Source organism: Bacteroidota bacterium, from assembly GCA_016706255.1.
GTDB lineage: Bacteria > Bacteroidota > Bacteroidia > Chitinophagales > BACL12 > UBA7236.
The window spans coordinates 617,863-641,560 of sequence record JADJJZ010000029.1; the positions used below are offsets into that span (position 1 = coordinate 617,863).

Annotated in this window: 19 protein-coding genes and 1 tRNA gene; 5 read left to right on the top strand and 15 right to left on the bottom strand. The window is 38.2% G+C overall.

Annotated elements, in window-relative coordinates; all coding sequences use genetic code 11:
- Window positions 1-294: 294 nt before the first annotated feature.
- From IPI65_20665 to IPI65_20685, 5 genes are all read right to left on the bottom strand, one after another.
- Window positions 295-4,656 carry an FG-GAP repeat protein gene (locus IPI65_20665; protein ID MBK7443845.1) on the bottom strand — a complete coding sequence of 1,454 codons (4,362 nt, stop codon included), beginning with the start codon at window positions 4,654-4,656 and terminating at the stop codon, window positions 295-297.
- A 614-nt stretch (window positions 4,657-5,270) separates the two neighbouring features.
- Window positions 5,271-5,344 (bottom strand) — tRNA-Arg (locus tag IPI65_20670).
- A 195-nt stretch (window positions 5,345-5,539) separates the two neighbouring features.
- Window positions 5,540-6,529, bottom strand: coding sequence for a flotillin-like protein FloA (floA, locus tag IPI65_20675; protein MBK7443846.1), 990 nt, complete (start codon window positions 6,527-6,529; stop codon window positions 5,540-5,542).
- Between the two features lie 2 nt (window positions 6,530-6,531).
- The gene (locus IPI65_20680; protein MBK7443847.1) at window positions 6,532-7,005 is read right to left on the bottom strand and encodes an NfeD family protein; all 474 of its coding nucleotides are present in this window, start codon (window positions 7,003-7,005) and stop codon (window positions 6,532-6,534) included.
- A gap of 56 nt (window positions 7,006-7,061) precedes the next feature.
- Window positions 7,062-9,326, bottom strand: coding sequence for a tetratricopeptide repeat protein (locus IPI65_20685; GenBank protein ID MBK7443848.1), 2,265 nt, complete (start codon window positions 9,324-9,326; stop codon window positions 7,062-7,064).
- A 66-nt stretch (window positions 9,327-9,392) separates the two neighbouring features.
- Between IPI65_20685 and IPI65_20690 the strand changes: the two genes are divergently transcribed.
- Window positions 9,393-9,767, top strand: coding sequence for a DUF983 domain-containing protein (locus IPI65_20690; protein MBK7443849.1), 375 nt, complete (start codon window positions 9,393-9,395; stop codon window positions 9,765-9,767).
- Between the two features lies 1 nt (window position 9,768).
- Here IPI65_20690 and IPI65_20695 read toward each other — a convergent pair whose 3' ends face one another.
- The 9 genes from IPI65_20695 to IPI65_20735 form a co-directional block, all read right to left on the bottom strand.
- Entirely contained in the window at window positions 9,769-10,410 is a 642-nt protein-coding gene (locus IPI65_20695; GenBank protein MBK7443850.1) for a hypothetical protein, read from the bottom strand.
- Window positions 10,411-10,445: 35 nt separating this feature from the next.
- Window positions 10,446-11,057 carry a D-alanyl-D-alanine carboxypeptidase/D-alanyl-D-alanine-endopeptidase gene (gene dacB / locus IPI65_20700; GenBank protein ID MBK7443851.1) on the bottom strand — a complete coding sequence of 204 codons (612 nt, stop codon included), beginning with the start codon at window positions 11,055-11,057 and terminating at the stop codon, window positions 10,446-10,448.
- Between the two features lie 7 nt (window positions 11,058-11,064).
- The gene (locus IPI65_20705) at window positions 11,065-11,916 is read right to left on the bottom strand and encodes a D-alanyl-D-alanine carboxypeptidase (protein ID MBK7443852.1); all 852 of its coding nucleotides are present in this window, start codon (window positions 11,914-11,916) and stop codon (window positions 11,065-11,067) included.
- Between the two features lie 30 nt (window positions 11,917-11,946).
- Complete coding sequence (gene dapB, locus IPI65_20710; GenBank protein MBK7443853.1) at window positions 11,947-12,678, bottom strand: 4-hydroxy-tetrahydrodipicolinate reductase; 732 nt, start codon at window positions 12,676-12,678, stop codon at window positions 11,947-11,949.
- Window positions 12,675-13,313 (bottom strand): hypothetical protein, encoded by a 639-nt coding sequence (locus tag IPI65_20715; GenBank protein MBK7443854.1) that lies wholly within the window; start codon window positions 13,311-13,313, stop codon window positions 12,675-12,677. Before IPI65_20715 ends, dapB begins: the two co-directional genes overlap by 4 nt.
- 4 nt (window positions 13,314-13,317) lie before the next feature.
- Window positions 13,318-14,229, bottom strand: coding sequence for a ParB/RepB/Spo0J family partition protein (locus IPI65_20720; protein ID MBK7443855.1), 912 nt, complete (start codon window positions 14,227-14,229; stop codon window positions 13,318-13,320).
- Window positions 14,230-14,317: 88 nt separating this feature from the next.
- Entirely contained in the window at window positions 14,318-15,130 is an 813-nt protein-coding gene (locus IPI65_20725; GenBank protein MBK7443856.1) for a ParA family protein, read from the bottom strand.
- A 43-nt stretch (window positions 15,131-15,173) separates the two neighbouring features.
- The gene (locus IPI65_20730; protein ID MBK7443857.1) at window positions 15,174-15,860 is read right to left on the bottom strand and encodes a metal-dependent hydrolase; all 687 of its coding nucleotides are present in this window, start codon (window positions 15,858-15,860) and stop codon (window positions 15,174-15,176) included.
- Between the two features lie 400 nt (window positions 15,861-16,260).
- Entirely contained in the window at window positions 16,261-16,692 is a 432-nt protein-coding gene (locus IPI65_20735; GenBank protein ID MBK7443858.1) for a hypothetical protein, read from the bottom strand.
- A gap of 485 nt (window positions 16,693-17,177) precedes the next feature.
- Between IPI65_20735 and IPI65_20740 the strand changes: the two genes are divergently transcribed.
- From IPI65_20740 to IPI65_20755, 4 genes are all read left to right on the top strand, one after another.
- Window positions 17,178-19,307, top strand: a complete 2,130-nt coding sequence (locus IPI65_20740) for an elongation factor G (protein ID MBK7443859.1) — start codon at window positions 17,178-17,180, stop codon at window positions 19,305-19,307.
- A gap of 266 nt (window positions 19,308-19,573) precedes the next feature.
- On the top strand, window positions 19,574-19,786 hold the full coding sequence (locus tag IPI65_20745) for a hypothetical protein (protein ID MBK7443860.1): 213 nt from the start codon (window positions 19,574-19,576) through the stop codon (window positions 19,784-19,786).
- A gap of 169 nt (window positions 19,787-19,955) precedes the next feature.
- Window positions 19,956-20,423 carry a hypothetical protein gene (locus IPI65_20750; GenBank protein ID MBK7443861.1) on the top strand — a complete coding sequence of 156 codons (468 nt, stop codon included), beginning with the start codon at window positions 19,956-19,958 and terminating at the stop codon, window positions 20,421-20,423.
- Window positions 20,424-20,436: 13 nt separating this feature from the next.
- Complete coding sequence (locus IPI65_20755; protein ID MBK7443862.1) at window positions 20,437-21,132, top strand: DUF4349 domain-containing protein; 696 nt, start codon at window positions 20,437-20,439, stop codon at window positions 21,130-21,132.
- Between the two features lie 71 nt (window positions 21,133-21,203).
- On the opposite strand, the gene IPI65_20760 is transcribed toward IPI65_20755, so the two are convergent.
- On the bottom strand, window positions 21,204-22,238 hold the full coding sequence (locus IPI65_20760; protein ID MBK7443863.1) for a cytochrome c: 1,035 nt from the start codon (window positions 22,236-22,238) through the stop codon (window positions 21,204-21,206).
- Between the last annotated feature and the right edge of the window lie 1,460 nt (window positions 22,239-23,698).

Below are 23,698 nucleotides of genomic sequence, written 5' to 3' on the forward strand. Positions count from 1 at the left end.
ATTCAGGTAGCCTATATTAAATTCTACTATAATTTCTTTATATAGCTAAACAAAAAAAACTGCCTAGGGGTTCAGTGATCTTTAAGTGATTCAAACCTATCTGCTACACGGTATGCAGTGCCATACCTTCCCGTCGATAGCGGGATGCGCTATTCAACTATTTCTCCTTACTATTTTAACATAAAAAAACAGATGTAACATTCACTCACCAATTTCTTTCAAATAAATTGTGTATTATTTTAGAAAACAGACTTCGTCTAATCTCCTCAAATAACTACAATTTTACAAGCCTTTTTATTGAACAACCAATTTTGATTTAGCTTCAAAATTATTTCCGTTCAAATGAATTATGTATACCCCTTGCATTAATTTATCCGTTTTCAATGTTGCATTTAATTCACCCGTTTCTGTAATCACAATATTTTCTATATAAATAGTTTCTCCAAAAAGATTAACAATACCTAATGCGTAGATACCGGGTTCTAATCCCGCAGCGGAAATGGTGACATTTCCATGTGTTGGATTTGGATATACGTAAAATTCAGACTCTGATATTCCGCTTTTCAAAGGTAGCGTTGTAAAAGTGTTTATGGGACTATAAGCACTGGAGTATATGCCGCAAACAGTTTGAACTGCATATTCATAGGTGGTATTCGGCAGCAGGCTCTTTAGTTTTAAAGAGGTAGTAAAACATAATTTGGTTTTCCAGGCGGCAGTTCCAAGTTTACGATATTTAACACGATAACTCGATGCACCGGCAACTGCATTCCAAATAATCTTAGCACCGCTATTTGTAATATTGGTTGCATTTACAGCGGTGGGTATGAAGAAACACGGAGGACAATTAACTACGATAGTACCAACTGAGGTAAAAGCAGAAGTGTCACCTGTGCACAAAACTGCAACTTCACAAGTGTAAGACTGGCATGTATCAAATGTAGTTAACGAAATGGAATTGATGCTACTGGATTGGTATGTCCATGTTGGTGATGCTAATAATTTATATCGAATAAGATAAGTAACATCCAAATAAATCGGATCCCAATTCAGCGTAAAGTCATAATTGTCGGCAGTATTAACAGTGACACCTGTTATACTCAAATCATCACAATCAAAAGTTGAGAGTGTGGAAAATAAAACGGATGTCCAGTTTGAAGCACCATCTGAACAAAAATATTGTAGTTGAAATTCATAATCAGTTGAAAGCGTAAGTGAATTAAATGCAACATGCAGTGAATCGGTATCACCATAACTCCAAACAGTATCCGTTACTTTTTTCATTCTGTAAATGTATTTCATTGCAGATGCTTCTGCCGGCCATGATAAAAATACTTCATAGGCATTTACACTGTCAACAGCAATTGAAATTGGTGCATCGCAGCCACCTGCAAATCCATAATATGCAAAAAGCCCTCCTTCTGCTGTATCGATGTTTGAAAAACTTGGACAAGAAATAACGAGGTCGTCTATTCCATCAATATTAATATCACCGCCTCGACTTATATCCCAACCAAAAGAATTGTTATCTATAAATGGATTAAAATAAAGTTCATTATATGTATTAATCAGCCCGATTCCATTTCCATAGAATAAATAAACATTTCCACTTTGAGAGATTGCAACATCATTGTAATTATCATCATTCACATCTCCCACAATTTCCACTGCAGTGCCAAAAAAACCACCGAATATTTCCCCTAAATAAGTCCAATCCGGGGTAGCTGCAATACCTGTTGGTTTTCCGTAATAAATATCAGCACGGCCATGGTTTGAATCGTAATATTTTGAGCCGACCAGCAGGTCGCTATATCCATCCATATTTATATCTCCACCGTTTGAAATTTGCGCTCCGAATTGAGCATAGGAAGTGTTTATTTCCAGCATTTTATCAGGAGTAGAATGGAGTCCGGTAGGTGACCCTAAATAAATAAATACAGCACCTTCATCAACGGACCCATTATCATAGTTTATGGCAGCAATCGCAATATCATCGTACCCATCCCCGTTCAGGTCGCCTGCACCCGAGGTGGCTGTACCAAATCCTGCATTGCTTTGATTTCCCTCAAGTATAATATTCGGTGATGCGGGTAGGCCTGTTGACGAACCATAAAAACAGTAAACAGCACCTTCACCGGCCTCTCCATTGCTATAACCGTAAGCAGAAACTAAGATGTCATCATATCCGTCGCCATTTACATCACCGGCGCATGATGCAGGTGTTCCAAGATAGAGCGAAGCTGCATTGCCATCGTACGTCCATTTATTCGCCAACGAAACGCCCGAAATACTTCCATAATAAACTATAATTTGGCCTCCACCGGCATATCCACCATCGCTATAATTATAAGCCGGAACCAATACTTCATCAAATCCATCTCCATTTACGTCACCTCCAATATTTGAATTAACACCAAGATTTTCATTTGAAACACCTGAGGTTTGGAAATTGGGCGCAGCCGGCAAACCAGCAGAAGTTCCATAGAAAATATTAGCACTGCCATTGGACCCTAATATTCCATCATTGAGACCGCCTGCAATCAAATCGCTTTTACCATCACCATTAATATCCCCGGTAGCGAGTCCATACCCAATATGGGAATCATTTAAGTTGCTTTCATAATGCCAATTTCCAGGAATAGATGTGAACGCACCGGATCTACCATATACAACGTTTACAAACCCTTGGTCTATATAGGTAAGATCGAATCTTGGGGACGAACAAATCACATCGGCAAAGCCATCATTATTAATATCACAATTACCGGAAACATATTGTCCCAGTTGCCCGGAAGTTTGTGTACCTATTTTACTATAAATAATTGTATTTGAAATACCTGTTGCCGAACCTGCATAAATAAAAAATGCCCCTTCCTCATTGGAATAAATATTATCGTACTCCGGAACACCATAAATAATATCATCAAATCCATCTCCATTTACATCACCCGCATCCGAAACCGATTTGCCAAGATAGGAAGATGAAGTACCGGTAAATGTTTTGTTTGCAGTTGTTGAGAGACCTGTGGGTGATCCCAAAAAAACATATGCTCTTCCTTTATAACCTGTTGGAACATCTGTGCGGTAATTTGGTGCGCCGCAAATAACATCATCAAATCCATCGTTATTTACATCACCTGCATTGCTGACAGAAGTTCCGAGGTGAGAATATTTCTGCGAATCATTATAACTCTTTGTCCAAGCCGCCGTGGTGGTTATTCCGGCTGCACTACCATGATATACCAATACGCGGCCAACGGCAGTATATGAACCACTATTATAGTCAGCTTGCCCTACAATTATATCGTCATATGAGTCATTATTTACATCACCGGCACCGGAAACTGATTCTCCATATTTTAAACCTGTACTGTAAAGATGTGTAAAATTACCATTGGAAACTCCGGTAGCTGAACCATAATAAACCCACGCTGCGCCACGGTTGGTTCCATTATTATAATTAATCGACCCGATCACTACGTCATCATAATTATCATTGTTAATATCACCGGCAGCACTAACAGAATGTGCAAAATTACCTGCAACTTGATTCCGCTCAAGAACATAATCGGGAGTTGCCGATAAGCCTGATGCTGAACCATAATAAATAAATGCCCCCCCTTCAACACTTTGTCCATAAGATAAATTTTCGCATCCAATAATAACATCATCAAAACCATCCCCATTTAAATCACCGGCATTTGAAACCGAGTTTCCAATTTGCTCAAAAACCGAATCTCCTTCCATGGTCCAAGCCGGCGTTCCACTTATACCATTTTCATTTCCGTAAAACAACTCAGCTTTACCTGCATTTTCAAATGCATTATCGAATTTTGGAGAGCCAATCAAAATATCATCAAAGCCATCACCATTTACATCACCTGCATTTGATACACAATCTCCATAATAATTGTAAATTTGAGAACCATTTAATACGGTGTCAATCTCCAATAACGTTGTAAAAACCGGATCTATTAAAACAGGATATTCTGCATTTGCATCATTGATTACAAGTACTATGTATTGTTCATCATTGTGATAAGCAATTTGCATTTCTGATGGCAATACTTCATTATTTGCATCAATAACATGTAGCCCACTGTAATTAAATCCGGGATTATTTATTTCCGCTGATTGAATGTTAATATTATCCTCTTTTTTCGACAAACAATACTCATCATCTACCTGCATATATACTGTTAAATTTCCATTCCCCTCAGGTCTTTTTTTGACCAAAAAATTTTGCCGAAATCCATTTTCTTCATCCAAATATTCAATATTAAAATTGTTATAATAAAATGTGATTTTATTATTTAGAGAATCCATATTTAAGAATTCACTGGAATTAAAAATTTTATTGTCGCCTCTGTAAATTCCTTCACAATAAAGTTTTAGTGCTTTAGTGTTTTGCTCAGATGCAAGTGTAAGGTTAGTAGGGCTTAGCGTTACTGTAAGGTCATTCCATTTTTTATTAATAATTTCTGATTTTGTTTCCGAAATAATGGCATTATTTCCGGATTTTACCAAAATGGATTCCTTATTAATTTGATTAGCACTTTTACTAACTATATCTGATTGATTAAGGCTTTGATTCAAAATGAAGGCAAAAGAGATCAAAACAATAGCTGTTAAGAGGAGGTAATTTCTTACAAGATTCATGGCTATATTGATTGTAGGTCAAATTTAAATAAGATTAACAAGAATTTTGATAGCAGCTTTATAATGCGCCCCTCCTTGGGAAAGGTTCTTAGGTAAAAATGTGACAAGCTATTTCAGGACGAGTCATAAACATAAAAAAACCACGCTTTGCGCGGGTTCAGTGACCCTGCGAAAAGCTGGCAGGCTCGAAGCGATTCAAACCCCTACCTACTTCGTGACGGTAGGCAAGCCTAACCTTCCCGCTTAGGCGGGATGCTCTATTCAGTTGTATCGTACATAAAAAAAGTCTTGCAAGAATTGCAAGACCCTAGTGACCTCGAAGGGATTCAAACCCCTACCTCCCGCCTGGGGGGGGGGCCCCCTTCCGGGGGGGTGTGGAAAAAAGAGTTTGGAGGGGGGGGAACCTAGTGACCTGGAAGGGTTCAAAGCCTAACCTTCCCGCTTAGGCGGGATGCTCTATTCAGTTGCATTGTACATAAAAAAAGTCTTGCAAGAATTGCAAGACCCTAGTGACCTCGAAGGGATTCAAACCCCTAACCTTCCCGCTTAGGCGGGATGCTCTATTCAGTTGCATTGTACATAAAAAAAGTCTTGCAAGAATTGCAAGACCCTAGTGACCTCGAAGGGATTCAAACCCCTAACCTTCTGATCCGTAGTCAGATGCTCTATTCAGTTGAGCTACGAGGCCGTTTTTGTGTTCAAAACGGAGTGCAAAGGTACAATTTATCTCAATAATTTCAAAATAATTATCTAATTCATTCATTATCAACTAATTACAAGTCAAACCTATTGAGCTTTAAAACTATGCTTTCGCTCCCGCCTCAAAACCGGCTGTTTAATTTGCACATCGGTACATAGGTACATTCGCACATTAAACAGCACATTACTTCGAATCATCCTTCTTCCCCTGCCCTTTACCCAATGCATCACGCATTTCGGTATCAGCCTGGAGGTTGCGGAGTTTGTAGTAGTCCATTACACCTAAATTGCCGGTGCGGAAGGCTTCTGCAATTGCCATTGGAATCAGGGCTTCTGCTTCTATTACTTTGGCACGTGCTTCCTGGGCTTTGGCTTTCATTTCCTGCTCGCTGGCTACGGCCATGGCGCGACGTTCTTCTGCTTTTGCCTGGGCAATATTTTTATCGGCATTCGCCTGGTCCATTTGTAATTCGGCACCAATGTTTTTTCCAATGTCGATATCAGCAATATCAATCGATAAAATTTCAAATGCTGTTCCGCTGTCCAATCCTTTTGCCAATACTGTTTTGGAAATGGTATCCGGATTTTCAAGAACCGCTCTGTGGTTTTCTGATGAACCAATGGTGGTTACAATACCCTCACCAACACGGGCAAGAATAGTTTCCTCTCCTGCTCCCCCAACTAATTTTTGAATATTTGCACGAACGGTAACACGAACTTTCGCAATTAACTGAATACCATTTTTTGCAACAGCAGTTACCGGAGGTGATTCAATTACTTTCGGATTTACACTTAACTGCACTGCTTCAAATACATCACGACCGGCTAAATCAATTGCTGTAGCAGCTTTAAAATCGAGCGGAATATTTGCTTTATCAGCAGATACTAATGCATTTACCACACGTTTAATATTACCACCTGCTAAAAAGTGCGCTTCCAACTGATCACGTGTTAATGGAATTCCCGCTTTGTGTGCAGTTACCATATTATCTACAATTGCACGCGGGTCAACACGACGCCAGCGCATTAAAATTAATTGTAATAAGCTGATGCGCACACCGGCAAGTTGGGCCGATAACCATAAACCGAATAAGCGCATAAAAATCAAAAAGAAGATTAAAATCGCAAACCCGACTACAATTACCAGAATTAAAACAATTTGATTGTTTTCCATAATTATTTATTTATTGTTGTTACAAAAATTTTATTGTGCTCTATTTTAATGATTTCAATATGTGCATTTTTATCGATAAACTCACCAATGGAATACACTGTTGTTCTTCCATCTTCTCCAAATAACGCCTTGCCTTCAGGACGCAGATTGGTTAAGGTAATACCTTTATCGCCAATTTTATAGCTGCTCAAATCATCAATATTTACTTTGCCGTCGCTATTGGTTTTAAGTGCCCATTTTTTGGACTGCATTCTTTTATATCCCCAATAAAAAATGGCTCCCGTTGCAATGAGCGAACAAATGAGCAACCAGTTACCGGCAGTTTGTCCGTACTGACTGTAACCCATATACACACCAATACCTGCCACAACAGCACCTAATATTGAAAATACAGAAAAACCGGGAACAAAAAAGAATTCCACGAAGATAAAAATGACGCCTACGGCAATAATGGTGATAATCAGGACTAAACTCATGTGCTTAAATTCACGGCTAAATTAAACAAAAATCAGTGGCAGCAGGACATTTTTTATCAAAATACCATTGTAGTATAATAAGTGAAGGTTTTATAGTCGTAAACATACTCCTGCGTTTCGAGGTCCCACCTGCCAATGCCCACATTTTTTACCACTATTTTATAGCTGTTATCCTGGTCGTATTTATAAAATGAACCTTGTGGCTCCCACACTACAGTGCTTAATCCGTAACCGGGAGAAAATTCCAGCACCTTTACTTCAATTTTATTATTGCCGGAATACATTTCAATTTCCGCTTTCGAAAAATCTGCCCCTCGCAACGAAAACGACCATCTTGCCGTATTCAAAACGGAAGGGAAATAAAATTCCGGCGGCCAGCATACATATTGCGTTTCAAATTCTTTTACGATTGCAGGATCATAATCCGAATTTTCACCACCCAATGCCCACAAAGCCATGGCATAACTCGTTGAGCCATGTCCGAACACTTTGCGTGCAGGATTTAATATCCAGCGTCTGTGGCCGACAAAATAATTATTATCACCACTGTCATCCAATTGCCCCATCAGTGCATCCACACAACTATACCCTAAAGATAAATTGGAATTATTTGCACCAATTGCGCCTTCTTTGGTATAACAATTCCAGGTAGTTGGCGGAAAATGGGATAAATCGCCATTTGCTGACATTAATAATGCTGTTGCCTGACAATATTGATTCCAACTGTCGCGCAACACACAATTATCCGGAACACCTGCAACACGGCGCACATAATTTAAGCGTTGCAAAAATTGTTTTTGTATTTCGGGCGATAACTTTCCGGGTGTGCAACTTTCTTCACTTCCACCCCATTCATCTCTGCCAATATAAAATGCAGAACCAACATAATTTTCCTGATAATCGCGAATTACCCATAAGCGATATAAATCATTTAATGTTTTGTCTTTGGGACTTACACGAATTTGTTTGCGCAATATTTTACCCGCAGCACTAAATTGTTTTGAATCAATTAAACGAATTATTTCAGCATACGCACCTTTATCCTGTAATGCCTTAAAATTTTTATTTTGCGGAAAAAACGTGGTTAATTCATACAAATCCATAAACGAAAATTGTGATGTATCAGCATCTTTTATCAGCGCATAATATTTGTTTTCATATTCCGTGATTTTTTTCGCATCTACTTTTTGTATTTTCATATTATACAACCACTCATAAGCCGGAATATATTTTTTTTCAGCAAGCAGTTTATCCATTTCACCATATAAAGCCGTTGTAATATCCCGATTATTTAAACAGGTTTGCAGATTCAGCCAACTTCGCATAAATCTTCTGCCATCTGAAGGTAGCAGGCCATCAATAGTAGTTTCAACCAATGTGGCATCAAATATTTTATCGTAAAAAAATAATAAGGTGGAGTCATTTTTTTCTCTGCAACTGTAATCTTCCAAAACACTTGCTGTGCCGTAATAATCGCCGGGGCTGTGACTTCCGTAATAGGCATACAACATTTTCCATTTTAAATTGGCAATTATTTTAGGCTCATCTAAAAAAGCAACAATCGTATCCAGATTTTTAATAAAACCCATTTGTTTTGCAGAATCGTTGTATCCAAACGTTCCGTCTGCGATATAACTTAAGAAATTTACATATGCTTCATCAATATCTTTGTCTTCAAATAATATTAACGCACGATTGTAAATAGTGTAAGCACTGTTATAATCACCTTTTCCTGCAATATTTTCTGCTAACACCTGAAATATTTCAAATAAATAGGGTTCAGGTTGTATACCTGCTTTGTTATCGAGATAAATTTTTGCAGCAGCATCATTAAACATTGCTATTGCCTTAAAATCATTTCCCTCATTTAGCCACATTTGTCCGACCAAAAAATAATAAGCAGGTTTTGGTTGGATGGCAATTAAATCGTTTATAATTTTTTCCGCCTTATCCAATTTATTATTATCAATACTGGCCTCAGCAATTTTGTAATTGGCATAAATAATACTATCCACCTCCGGCTGATGCATTTTTATAAATTCACCGGTTTTATCTTTTTTAATGATCAACTTGAGACTTGAAAATGCCGATTCCACACCAAAACTATGCTCCGATTTTGTGAGTGAATCAGTGCCAAGATGTAAATTACACATTGCCTTGGTTAGATAGGCTTCCAAATCTTTACTATTGGCATCAATTGCTTTTTCAGCATATTTTATTGCCTTTTCGTAATTACCTGCCTGGTAAGCCTGTTTGTATTTTTGGCTGAAAACAGGGGTACAGCAAATACTAAGAAATAATATCAGGAGTGTGGTTTTCAAATCAGCAAATGAACGTAAATGTAAATTTATTTAGTATATAATTCATTTTAAAGGGTAACTTTGTACATGGCTTTTTCAGATTCTGCATTTGGGGCCGCTGTTGCCTGTAAATGTCCGCGTTGCCGCAAAGGCAATTTATTCGTTAATAAAAATCCTTATGTGTTTAGTGAGATGGCAAAAATGCCTAAATATTGCCCAAGCTGCGGCTTACGTTTAGAGCCGGAAACGGGTTTTTATTACGGAGCCATGTATTTGAGTTATGCAATGGGCGTATTTTCCAGTTTGATATTTTTTTCCCTGCTGAATTTCGGATTCGGTATTCCTACTACGTACGCATTTTTAATTGTAGCCGGATTGTGGTTATTTGGTTCACCTTACCTGTTCCGCTTTTCCCGCTCGTTATGGCTGAGTTTATACGTAACCCGACACCGCGATATTTAATTTAATCAAATTGAATGGTAGCCAACGATTGTTGTATAATAACACGTTGTTTTTTATCCATCCAACTTCCCACTAAAGCCAATCCGAAGCCATTAATTACTGTAGCATAAAAATCCTGATGTATCGGTACACCCTGCACTAAATTTATTACCTCCATTGTGTAAAATTCTTTTCCGTCAATATTAAACTGATGGATATCACCAACAAATTCAAAATTCACACCGCTGCCCTGCATAAATTTTTTGGCTTCTTCCAAATAATCTTTACCATTTTTTATTTGAATATTTAGTGCTAGATTTTCAGCAATCATGGAAATATTCGGACTATACATTTGCACCTCAACGGTGTCGACATGTATGATAGATAATAAATTTGCAGTTTTAATATCAGCAGCAGTTATGGTTTTTTCCAGTTGTTCATTATCACCAACCATATCTTTTAAGCCTTCTGCGCGCAGACTGTCCACATAGCCTCTGTCAAGCGATTCCCAGCCGTCATTAATTGGCCAGTGCATCCCGAAAAATTCATTTTGGTAAACGTTTTTTTCTATTTTTCCGTAATCGAAATTATCAGGAATTCCAATTATTTTTTTGCAGGAAACAAATATGCATAAGAAAGACAAACACGTAATAAATAACTTCATTTTTTTTGGTGGTTAGATGATAAATATACAAAAAATCACAAACCAGCCATTAAAATCATCATTTTTTCCAATTTTGCTTTTATCTCCGCAGTGCCACAAGTGTAATTATTTACTACAATACAAAAGCTGAGTAATTCACCACTTTTTGTCTGCACATAACCTGAATAAGAGCGCACTTTATACATAGAACCACTTTTCGCAAACACCTTACCTGCAGCCGCTGTGCCGTCGCCAATTGTTTTTAAAGTGCCTGTTTTTCCTGCAATGGGTAACGATGTTTTAAAATCTGTAAATGTTGGTTGTTTCATTTCCATCATCAGAATACTACACATCTGATTGGTTGTAAAAACGTTCATTCTCGACAAACCACTGCCATCTTCAACATTCATTCCATCCAGATTAATTCCTTTATTGGCATAAAATGTATTTACCGCTTTTGTTCCGGATTCGCGGCTGCCATCATTAAGTTGTGTTCTTCCAATCGTTTTTAATATCGCTTCAGCATATAAATTGATACTTTTTTGGTTGGTGTGATATATAATATCACTTAATGCCGGCGAATAATGTGTATATAAAATTTTTCTTTCTTTATTAACTGCAATATTTTCTCTTCCCATTGCATAAACCGTGGTTACCGGTTGCTCCACTTTTATATTATTTTTTAGCAATGCCTTTTTTAAATTCAAGGGCAAGAAATAATGGTGGATCAGGCATGGAACCATCAACAGTAAATGCTTTTCTGTTTGCCGGAATCGTGCCGGTTACGTAACGATAATAATTATCAGGTGCTCCATAAATATAGGCTTCATCTCCCCCACCGCCAACAGTAACATCATTCCAAACCGTCATGCCATCAATAACAGGATAAATACTATCTATTCGACATTTTGAAGCTGTTGAAGAAAAATAAACGGTATATGTATTTTCGAAAACATTTAACCCATAAGGACCTGCACCATAATATTGACCAATATCATCCCAATTCCAGCTACCCGGAGTGGCATAATCTTCAAAATAAGATGCATCGCTGATTATTTTCCCTGTTATTTTATTGATGCCTTTCGATTTAATTATTCCCGCCCAAATCGTCATTAAAGAATCAAATCGTAAAGCACTGTCTAACCGCTCACTGCCAAGTGTTGGATCACCGGTTCCGCGAATATATAAATTGCCTGTTAACACAGAATCTTTACCAATAACCCCATCGTATTCCAAATACGTTTTATAACGATAATCAGCACCTAATAAATTAATACCTGCAATAGTTGTAATCACCTTCTGACTGGAAGCCGGCATTAAACTTTTTTCAGGTTCATGTGAGGCAAGAATTTTACCTGTTTTGGGATCCATAATACAAAAACCCCAGTTAGCATGAATTAAATCGGCATCCGCTTCAAGTGCTTTAATGCCACCATTTAATTTATTAATACCGATACTATCAATTTTTGTTTGGGCAACAACCGACAAACTTATAACAACCAATAATATCGCAAGTGTATTTTTCATGTATCGTAAAACGAAATAATTAAAATAAAATTATAATCCCAGCACATCCTGCATAGTAAAAAATCCCTTTTTACCGATTATCCATTTTGCAGCAGTAACTGCACCTTCGGCAAATCCATCGCGTGAGTGTGCAGTATGTATTAATTGTAATCCATCAACAGCACTTTCATAATTTACCACATGTGTTCCGGGAACATGTTCAATGCGATGTGCAATAATGGGAATAGCGTTGGAATCCTGCGTAGGCGCCAGCTTCCAGCCTGTTTTGTGTGACCAGTTCTGTAAAATTAATTGAGCCGTTTTTATCGCAGTTCCACTCGGTGCATCCAATTTTTGTGTGTGATGTGTTTCTTCAATACTTAAAGTATATTGCGGCTGATTTTGCATAATCTGCGCCAGCAACGTATTTATTTTGAAAAATATATTTACACCAATACTGAAATTCGCCGCATACAAAACACTGCCACTTTTTTCTTTGCAATATTGTTCAACTTCCTCCAATTGCTCATACCATCCTGTAGAACCAACAATTACGGGTACACCTGCGTCTAAACACAATTTAATATTATCAACTGCCGATAAAGGTGTTGTAAATTCAATAGCAACATCTACATCTTTTAATTGCTCAACTGTTAATCGAGTTCCGGAATTTGAAAATTTATGTACAACATGAATATGATTACTATGCGCCGCATTATGATTGCGAATTATGCCCTCAATGGCCTTACCCATTTTTCCGTATCCGATAAGTGCTACATTCATTTTAAATATAATTTTAATGTTACACCATAAGCAGGTTGCATCGAATTTAATCTCAAACTGCTAACAGGAAAATAAGGTTGCAGATTTAAACTGAGGTCATCACTCACATTAAAATCGTATAAATGTGCATCTACCACAGCATCAACAATATTTAATAAATATGCTGCAGCAGTTAATACCACCATTAAATCGGTATATTGTTTGGCCTGACTTACTTTTTGTAAAAGGTATTCGTCGGTTGCAATATAATCGTATAAATAATCAATGGTAAGCGGGTCTTCATCTGTACGATATATATACGCTGTTTTTAATTCATCGTAGAAATCGTACCAGTAATAAATAAAATAACCTGCCGTTCCGATTGCGCCGTATACAATAGGAATTTTCCAGTATTTGCCGTTATAGGCCTGACCTAAGCCGGGAATAATTGCACTATATAAAGCTGCGCGACCAACACTATGCGGGTCGTGACTCCATAAATTTTTGTAAAAAGGTGTTTTAAGTGAATCGGCAGTTAATGCTGTATCAATTACTGCGGTGGAAATGGTATCGGTTTCAAATGTAGTAATGGTATCGGTTTGCGCGAATAGTGCTGAAGCAAAAAACAAGCCGGTTACAACAAATAAAACCTTCATGACATTAATCTTCAATGATATCTTTTATACGGAATAAATCATCATCAGAAAAAAACGAAATTACAATTTCACCCTTGCCCTGTTTATCTTTTTTAATCTGAACCCTGGTTGCGAGATGCGATGCCATTTCATCCTGAATTTTTTTCAATTCAAATGATAATCCCGTGCCTTTTTTTGTTGTAGCAGAAGTTGATGATTGTTTTTTTCCGCGATAATCACGAGCAAGTAATTCCACATCACGAACAGATAAATTTCTGGTGATGGTTTCTTTATAAATATCAATTTGTGCAATTGGATCTTCCAAAGCTAAAATTGCGCGAGCATGACCCATCGATATTTTTTTCTCCTTTAATCCGCGTTGCACTTCAGGAGGTAATTTCAATAAACGTAAAAAATTGGTAACTGTTGAACGGTCTTTACCAACGCGCTCAGCAAGTGACTCGTGTGTTAAATTACATTCGTCAAGTAATCGTCTGAAATGAATAGCAACTTCTATCGCATTTAAATCTTCACGCTGAATATTTTCAATTAACGCAATTTCGAGCATTTCCTGATCATTCGCTGCACGCAGGTAAGCAGGAATTTCTTTTAAACCGGCCAATTTCGCAGCTCTCGTGCGACGTTCACCGGAAATCAACTGATATTTATTCGTGCCAACCTTACGAACCGTAATGGGTTGAACAACACCATGCATTTTAATTGAATCAGAAAGTTCTTTCAGTGCAGTTTCATCAAAATCTGCCCTTGGCTGAAACGGATTTACCTCAATAGAGTCAAGCGAAATATGACTAACCGCAGCATTATTAGAATCCTGCTGCGCCGTTTTTTTATCATTTATTTCAACCGAGGTTTCAGATTCCATGCTTTGCAGCAATGCTCTGATGCCTTTACCGAGGTCTGGTTTCTTCTGACTCATGTTTATAACGATTTATCACCTGTATTCAAAAAGTATACCCTTAGCATGTTAATGCCAGGGTAAATATGTTTTATTGATATAAATTTAATCAATTCTGATTAACCTTCAGCAATTCGCCGGTATGTTGCGGATTGATGCCACCGTTTTTCTGAAGAATTTCTCTTGCAAGGTTAAGGTAATTTACTGCGCCTGTGCTGTCTGCATCATACATAATTACCGGTTTTCCGAAACTTGGCGCTTCACCCAGTTTAGTATTGCGGTGTACAATTACATCAAATACCATTTCCGAAAAATGGCGTTTCACTTCCGTAACAATCTGATTGCTCAAACGCAAACGTGCATCATACATGGTGAGTAAAATTCCTTCAATTTGCAATGGATTATTTAAACGATTTTGTACAATTTTTATTGTATTTAATAATTTACCTAAACCTTCCAAAGCAAAATATTCGCATTGCACAGGAACCAATACTGAATCGGCTGCAGTTAATGCATTAACGGTAATTAAACCGAGCGATGGTGAACAGTCGATAAAAATGTAATCGTAATTATTTTTTACCTCTTCCAAAATCGTTTTCATAATGCGTTCACGATTCGGATGATTAATTAATTCTATTTCAGCACCAACTAAATCGAGGTGCGATGGTAATAAGTGTAAATTAGGTGTTTCTGTTTCAACAATAGCGTCTTTTGCCAGTTTGTCGTTCATTAAACAATCATAAATATTTACCCTGTTTTCTTTTGGGTCGAAACCAACACCACTGGTTGAATTAGCCTGCGGGTCTGCATCTACCAGCAACGTTTTAAATTCGAGCACAGCCAAAGAAGCTGCAAGGTTAATCGCCGTTGTTGTTTTTCCTACTCCACCTTTCTGGTTTGCAATCGCAATAATTTTTCCCATCGTTTTGGTTGTTATTAATTGTTGTTAAGCTGAATATTGTTTCTTAAAATGTAAATTCTTTGGTTGTTCCAATTTCCATCAGAATAAGTTCTTTATCCTGGTCGGTAAATTTCTTTTTGGCAAGCGCATGATCAATTTTAATATATCCAAACGTATCATAATGCATACCTATTATTTTATCGCACTTAATATATTTTGATGCTATCATCGCATCATCAATCCCCATCGTAAAATTGCTGCCAATAGGTAAAAAAGCGATATCAATATCAAAATGTTTGCCCAGCAATTTCATATCATAATGTAATGCCGTATCTCCTGCGTAATAAAAATTGCCCTCTTCCGACTCAATATAAAACCCTGCTGCCTGTCCACCATAACTGCCATCATCAAACGAACTCGAATGAACGGCATTCACCATTTTTACCATCCCGAATTCAAAATCGAATGTGCCACCTATATTCATAGGATGCGTTTTTTTGATACCGTTGCGTTGCGCCCAGGCATGTATTTCCCAAACACCAACTATTGCTGCATCGGTTTGTTTGGCCAGCATCAGGGCATCGGCTGTATGGTCGTTATGTGCATGCGATAAAAAGATGTAATCGGCTGAAATCTGCTCCGGCTTTACATTTGCTGCCAGGGGATTTGGCGTAATGAACGGATCGAAGAGGATTTTTTTCCCCTTCAACTCCACCAAAAAACACGAATGTCCGTAATATGTTACACGCATTGCTCCCCTTATTTTAACGAGCGTAAAATTATAACCTTAAAAACGGGCATCACTACAAATGGCAACAAACTTTTAAACAGCAAAAAAAGTCGATGTGGATAAGTTTGACCCCATTTTGAATAGTGGTTTTTATTGTTAAACAAACTCAAAAAACAGCTTGAGTCACTTGATTCAACATCCATCAAAACAGCCGTAACCACAGTGCAAATACAAAAGAAACCCACGCAGAGCGCACAGAGAATTTATACTAACTTGATAATTACAAGTCAACAACAAATAAAACCAAACAATCACATTCACCAAAAACAGCCGTAACCACAGAGAAAATACAAAAGAAACCCACACAGAGTGCACTGAGGATTTATACTAATCTAACAAATATCGGTAATCAAAAAATTATTCAAACCACACCACAAAAAACAAAAAAACCTTCGCGCCCTTTGCCCTTCGCGTTCTTAGCGAGAAACCACACAAACCCAAAACAATCCCCTTTGCGCAAAAAAAACAAACCATCCAAAAACACATCATACAAAAAAACATCCCCCTTCGCGTTCTTTGCGAGAAACACACACATCAAACGTCCCCTTTGCGAAAAAAACACACCATCCAAAAAACACACATCCTTTGCGCAAAAAAAAACAAACCATCCAAAAACACATCCTACAAAAAAACATCCCCCTTCGCGCCCTTTGCCCTTCGCGTTCTTAGCGAGAAACCACACAAACCCAAAACAATAGCGCAAAAAAAACACACCATCCAAAAACACATCATACAAAAAACATCCCCCTTCGCGCCCTTTGCCCTTCGCGTTCTTTGCGAGAAACACACACATCCAAAACAATCCCCTTTGCGCAAAAAAAACACACCATCCAAAAACACATCATACAAAAAACATCCCCCTTCGCGCCCTTTGCCCTTCGCGTTCTTTGCGAGAAACCACACAAACCCAAAACAATCCCCCTTTGCGCAAAAAAAACAAACCATCCAAAAACACATCCTACAAAAAAACATCCCCCTTCGCGCCCTTTGCCCTTCGCGTTCTTTGCGAGAAACACACACATCCAAAACAATCCCCTTTGCGCAAAAAAAACACACCATCCAAAAACACATCAAACAAAAAACATCCCCCCTTCGCGCCCTTTGCCCTTCGCGTTCTTAGCGAGAAACCACACAAACCCAAAACAATCCCCCGCGAGAAACCACACACAATTTCCCGGAATAATCCCCTTGCAAATATCCCCCCGCAAGGCAACAAATATCATTTTTCCTTGCAGAGAAATTTTTTTATATTGCACTTCTAAAACAAAGGAGGACATGATGAAAACTTTTAGTAGCGAAAACATTAAAAATGTTGTTCTGGTGGGCCATTCCGGCTCCGGCAAAACAACGCTTGCTGAATGCATGTTGTTTGAAGCCGGAGCTTTAAACCGCCGTGGTACCATTGCCGACAATAATACCACTTCCGATTACAATGAATTAGAACACGAACGAGGGAACAGCGTATTCAGCACACTCATGCACGCTGAATGGAAAGACACCAAAATAAATATCATCGACACACCCGGTATGGACGATTTTGTTGGTGAAGTAATAGCAGCTTTTAAAGTTGCCGACACCGGTTTATTAGTGCTTAATGCAGCACATGGCGTTGAAGTAGGCACCGAATTAATATGGGAATACGCCGATCATCTCAAAAAACCCATGATCCTGATTTGCAACCACGTTGATGAAGAAAAATCCGATTTCGATAGTACGATAGAACAAGCCAAAGAACGTTTTGGCCGCAAAGTAACCGTTGTGCAATATCCTTACAATCAGGGTGTTGATTTTAATGCCATTATCGATGTCCACGCAATGGTCATGTATCAATTTAAACCCGATGGCGGAAAACCCGAAAAAATGCCTATTCCCGAATCGGAAATGCCAAAGGCGCAACAATTACACAATGAATTAATCGAAGCCATTGCCGAAAACGACGAAGGATTAATGGAAAAATTCTTCGAAAAAGGAACACTCGAGGAAGAAGAAATGGTGAAAGGTATGATGCTGTCAATCCGCAACCACGAGCTATTTCCGGTGTTTGTAGTTTCTGCCAAACACAATATGGGCAGCGGTCGCATCATGGGTTTCATCGATAAATGTTGCCCTTCCGCAGCACATATGCATCCTGAAAAACTCACCAATGGTCAGGATTTGCCTTGTAATACTTCGAACCCAACAATCGCTTTCGTATTTAAAACTGTAAGCGAACCACATTTGGGCGACATGAGTTTTTTTAAAGTTTGTAGCGGAAAAGTAAGCGCGGGTATGGATTTAAATAATACCAACACCAACAGCGGTGAACGTATCACCCAACTTTTTGTATTGCAAGGCAAAAAACGCGAAAATGTAAATGAATTAAATGCCGGCGATATTGGTGCAACCGTAAAACTGAAAAAAACGCATACCAACGACACACTTGCTGCAAAAGGTCAGGATGTTGCCGTTGAGCCTATCCATTTTCCTGAGCCTAAAGTGCAGGCAGCAATTGAAGTGCATAATAAAGGTGATGAAGAAAAAATGGGTATCGCGCTCAATCATATTCATGAGGAAGACCCAACAGTGAGTATCGACCATAATATGGAGTTGAAACAAACACTGGTAAATGCCCAGGGTGAGCTGCATCTGCAGGTTTTGAAATGGAAAATTGAACATTTATACGGTATTAAATTCGACTTTATTAAACCGCGCATTCCGTATCGCGAAACCATTCAAAAATCAGTGCGCACCGACTACCGTCATAAAAAACAAAGTGGTGGTGCCGGACAATTTGCCGAAGTGCACATGATTGTTGAACCATGGTACGATGGCATGCCCGACCCTAAAGACGTTACCATTCGCGGTCGCGAGGAACATGATTTAAAATGGGGTGGCAAACTCGTATTTTATAATTGTATTGTTGGTGGCGCCATCGATGCACGTTTTTTACCTTCCATTTTAAAAGGTGTGATGGAAAAAATGCACAACGGCCCTTTAACCGGCAGCTACGTGCGCGATGTGCGCGTAAGCGTTTACGATGGCAAAATGCATGCAGTTGACAGCAATGATATGGCATTCAAATTGGCTGGTATGATGGCCTTTAGAAATGCCTTCCGCGAAGCCGACCCACGCATTCTTGAACCGATTTACGACTTGGAAGTGCTGGTTCCCGACGATTATATGGGCGATGTGATCGGCGATTTGCAAACCCGTCGCGGCATTGTAATGGGCATGGATTCCGAAGGTCACTATCAAAAAGTAATGGCCAGAGTGCCTTTAAGCGAATTATATGATTATTCCTCCGCCCTCCGCTCGCTAACTCAGGGCCGTGGCAAGTTTACCCGCTCGTTTGCCGAGTACGCCCCGGTTCCGTTTGAATTGCAGAATGAGTTGATGCATGCGCATAAGGACGAACATGCAGAGGCATAGTTTTTTTTGGGGAGAAAGGTACATGAAGGGCAACGGAGCACATTCGTTGCCTTTTTTTGTACAACCCGCTGTGTAGTTACCTTATCCCGCAAGCCTACCCATTGTATCGGCCTTAGAACTTAAGAGCTTAGTGCAACTGCATCTACCTATGCTGATGGTGGTGCGGCAGGCATACAACTGCTTAAATTTCAACCTTTTAACAATAAATTGAACTATCTTGGCTCACAGTTTGTTAAAGTTTTCGTATCTTACCAAAAATTGATTAAATGAATACCAAAGGAAAAGGGCGACCATCCACAAGAAGTGCAAAGCTGATAGACGGATTTTATATTGAAGTATTGAACAAGGGACAAAAGGACAAAGGCATCAAAATCAGAAGTAAAACAAAGGCTGAAATGGAAGATGCTGCAAGGCGTTACGCTGGAAGTAAAGATGTTGTAATTCTCGGCGAATACCGCAACGAAGAATGGGTAAAATAATGTAATTGTAATCCCTTAATTACCGGCATAGTTTCTGACTTTGCCCTACACTTGCCAAAAGATGATCTGAGGTCAGATTTACCGAATTTGACTTCTTCACGGACAATTTATGCACAGCAAATTTCTTATTCTTGAGTTCTGCTCTATATATTAGTGGAAATTTTCTTCCATGGATGCATATGAACAGGCCTATCTTGAAAATAAGGCCAACGAAGACCCCAGAGAAAAACTCCTCAAAAAGGCCGAAAAAAAAATCAGAGATGCCCGCATCATTCTCATAATCATTGGCGCCTTGATGATAATTACAAGTTTGGCTTTATACTTTCTCAATAAATTTCCCGTCGGTGATACCTTATTTAATGCAATTTATGGCAGCTTGTTTTTTGTGCTTGCACTACTCGTAAAAAAATATCCAAAACCCATCACCGCAATCGGCATTGCCATGTATGCCATTAAAATAGGTATGGCAATTTTAATGGACCCCGCTACTGCTTTTCAAGGCATATTTATTCGCATTATATTTTTTGCAGCATTAATCGCAGCCTATAAAGCAGCAGATGAAGTTGCCCGTTTGCGCAATGAATTAGGTTTATTAAATGAAAAAGAATTAATTGACCAACCAATTGACAGAATTTAAAAATTAAATTACTATGAAAAATATTTTTCCAATTTTTGTTATCTTAATTATTACACTAACCGGATGTGTAACTGCAAAAGAGCCACAAGAAAGTCCGATGTGGGAAGTAAATCCCCTCAATTACTTAAATGATAAACAAACTATAAATGGATCTAGAACTATAGCTGAAGCCGACCAACCAAAAACACGACTAATTACCTATGATGCCAATATAGATTTAACCATCAAAGAATCAACTGATTCAATTAAAACCGTATTAAATGAAATTGCAAAAAAATACGATGGTTATATGTCTAAAAGTAATAATTATTCAACTACAATAGAAGTAAAATCAACCATGTTAGATACAGCGATTGCAGAAATTTCTGCATTAGGTGAAATTACATCTAAAAATATTATCGGCAACGATGTTACAGACCAGTATACAGACCTAGAAATACGCTTAGAAAATGCACAATCTGCCCGTAAACGTTATCTCGAATTATTAGCACAGGCAGAAAATGTTTCTGCAGCGCTGATGGTAGAAAAAGAACTGGAACGTTTGAATACACAAATTGATTTGCTAGAAGGTCAAATGCGTTCAATTACACAAAATGTGCAATACAGTTCCATCACAGTTTATCTGAACGAAAAAGTAAAACCCGGAATATTGGGTTATATCGGCATAGGTATTTATGAAGGTGTTAAATGGTTATTTGTACGCGGTTAAAACTTTACAAAACAGCCAAAGCAATAGTATACTCCGTAGCTGGCGCTGACTTTTTTCTGTTCTTTCAAATATTAACTAGCCTGTTGCTGGAAATACGCTTTTAAATCCATTACCTGTTTATCGCTCATACGTTCAGCGGTGTAATGCGGCATATATGGTTCGTGACCGGGATAGCCATAAAACCCGTGACGCACAGCTTTAAATAACCACCAATAATCTTTATCGAAATCGCGATTAAATTTTTTGAAAGTAAATGATGAATTATCAAAAACATTATCGCTGCAACCGTATGCTTTATGACAGTTTTGACAACTTAATTCATAAATAGCTTTTCCGCGTGCTGGATCACCCACAGGTAAATTATTTCCCTGATCATAAGGTGGTTCAACAAAAGCTGCTGGTGATTTTAATGCATATTTACTTTTTATCCAGGTTACTAATGCAGGATGTTGAGCAGCATTTGATTTTTTACTGTTGAGTTCTTCAATTTCACTTGTAGAAAAAATATCACTTAAACGATAGCTGTTGGCCAGATAATAAGATAAAATCGCACTTTCTTCCCATTTTTCGAGGTAACGTCCTTTAGAACATTCTTTAGCACACAATTGAATTGATTCACGTAAATCTACTTTAGCAGCTTTTACCAAATCGCCATATTTTTTATAGTAATCATCATTATACCATGACTCACGATTGCTGATACCATAAAAAGTGGTGCCTTGTAAAAAAGGTAGTTTATGTTCAATCGCATAATCCAATCTTGCCTCCGGATCAGAGTTCACAGATAAAACAGATTCTTCAATTACGGTATTGTGGCAATTGGTGCACACGTAGTATAAACTGATATATTGCGATTTTCCGCCTTTAGGATCGGTTGTTCTACCCTGAAACACCAACTCTCTTCCCTTTTCAACCTCTTCCGGTGAAATCGTTTCCGGGTAATAAGAAGGTAAAACAGCACCAAGATCACGCAAAACATCGTGCACATATGCGTCAGGTTTGTAGTCGTTTTCGGGAGCAGCGTTTTTAAAATTAAGCAGGGTCAAACTAAGCAGAGATACCAGCAAAGCCGATACAATGGCTGATTTACGATTTAGGATATTCATTACACCCCAAAGTTACACAATCCGTACCAAGGATACTAAAGACAAATTTTTCATTTTTTCGAAAAAAATTTGGAAAATTTGTACGGGCTTTTATACATTTGTAACGCATTTACAGCAGTTCTTTTTTAGTATTGAAAATTTGGTATCGGCTTAGCCGTTCTCATATAAATTTTTGTGTTTTCATGGGGATAGCAGAGGAATCGGAGTCCTTCCGTGCACTCTGCTTTTTTTATTTATACACGCCTCAAATCCATTCCAAAATCCGCAAATCAATGTATAGACAGGCATCTACAATTGTTGCGAATTCTTTTTGTGCTAAAATGCATTCAATTTCATTTTAAGGGCTGCTTTTTTAACCTCAAAATTCCTCAAACCCTTTATCAGCAACACTTTTTGCACATTTTACATTAAGTACACATTGCCAAATTGCAATAATTTCAACCGTATTTGCAGTTTTAAAGCAAGAATACCTGAGTAATCTGCAAACTTTTCATTCTTCACCATGTATTTCTACATAATTTTGAATTGGCACACCATTTGCATATATCTCTATCGTGTGTGTTTTCATGGGGATAGCAGAGGTAACCTGAATGGTTGTCTCTGCTTTTTTTTTGTAATTAAATTAATAAAATCCACAAATCCCTTACATTCAGGCATTTCCAGCCAAAACTCCGAATAACATCCCAACCATAAAACCCCAAATCCCCAAATCTTCAATCTTCAATTAAAAAATCCTTTGTACGCAAAGCTTCCAGCCAAAACTCAAATTAACATCACCATCACAAAATCCAAATCCCCTAATCTTCAATCCAAAAATTTGCCCTAACACCTCGAAACTCCCATCAATCAACCCCTCACACCGATTGGCACGCCATTTGCATATACTCCCACGTGTGTGTTTTCATGGGGATAGCAGAGTTAACCTAATTGGTTGTCTCTGCTTTTTTTTTACATTTAAATTCTACAATCCCCCAAACCCCTTAAATTCAGTGCTTTCCAGCTTAATGTGAACGTAACTACTTTAACTCAAATCCCAAATTTCCATATTTCTCAATCTTCAATTTAAAAATTTGCGCTTACACCTCGAATCTCGCGTCTACCAAAGGTTCCGATAACCTGCACTTTATCTGCTTTTACTCCCTTCCGTCTCTGCTTTTTTTTGTACTTATTTTCTTCAATTCCCCAAATCCCTTGAATTCAGTGCTTTCTAGCATAATATGAGCGTAACTACTCACAACAAATCTCAATTTCCTCAATTTCCAAATCTTCAATCCAAAAATTTGCCCTTACCCCTCGAAACTCCCGTCAATCAACCCCTCCCACCGGTTGGCACGCCATTTGCATATACTCCAACGTGTGTGTTTTCATGGGGATAGCAGAGTTAACCTAATCGGTTGTCTCTGCTTTTTTTTTGCATTTAAATTCTACAATCCCCCAAACCCCTTAAATTCAGTGCTTTC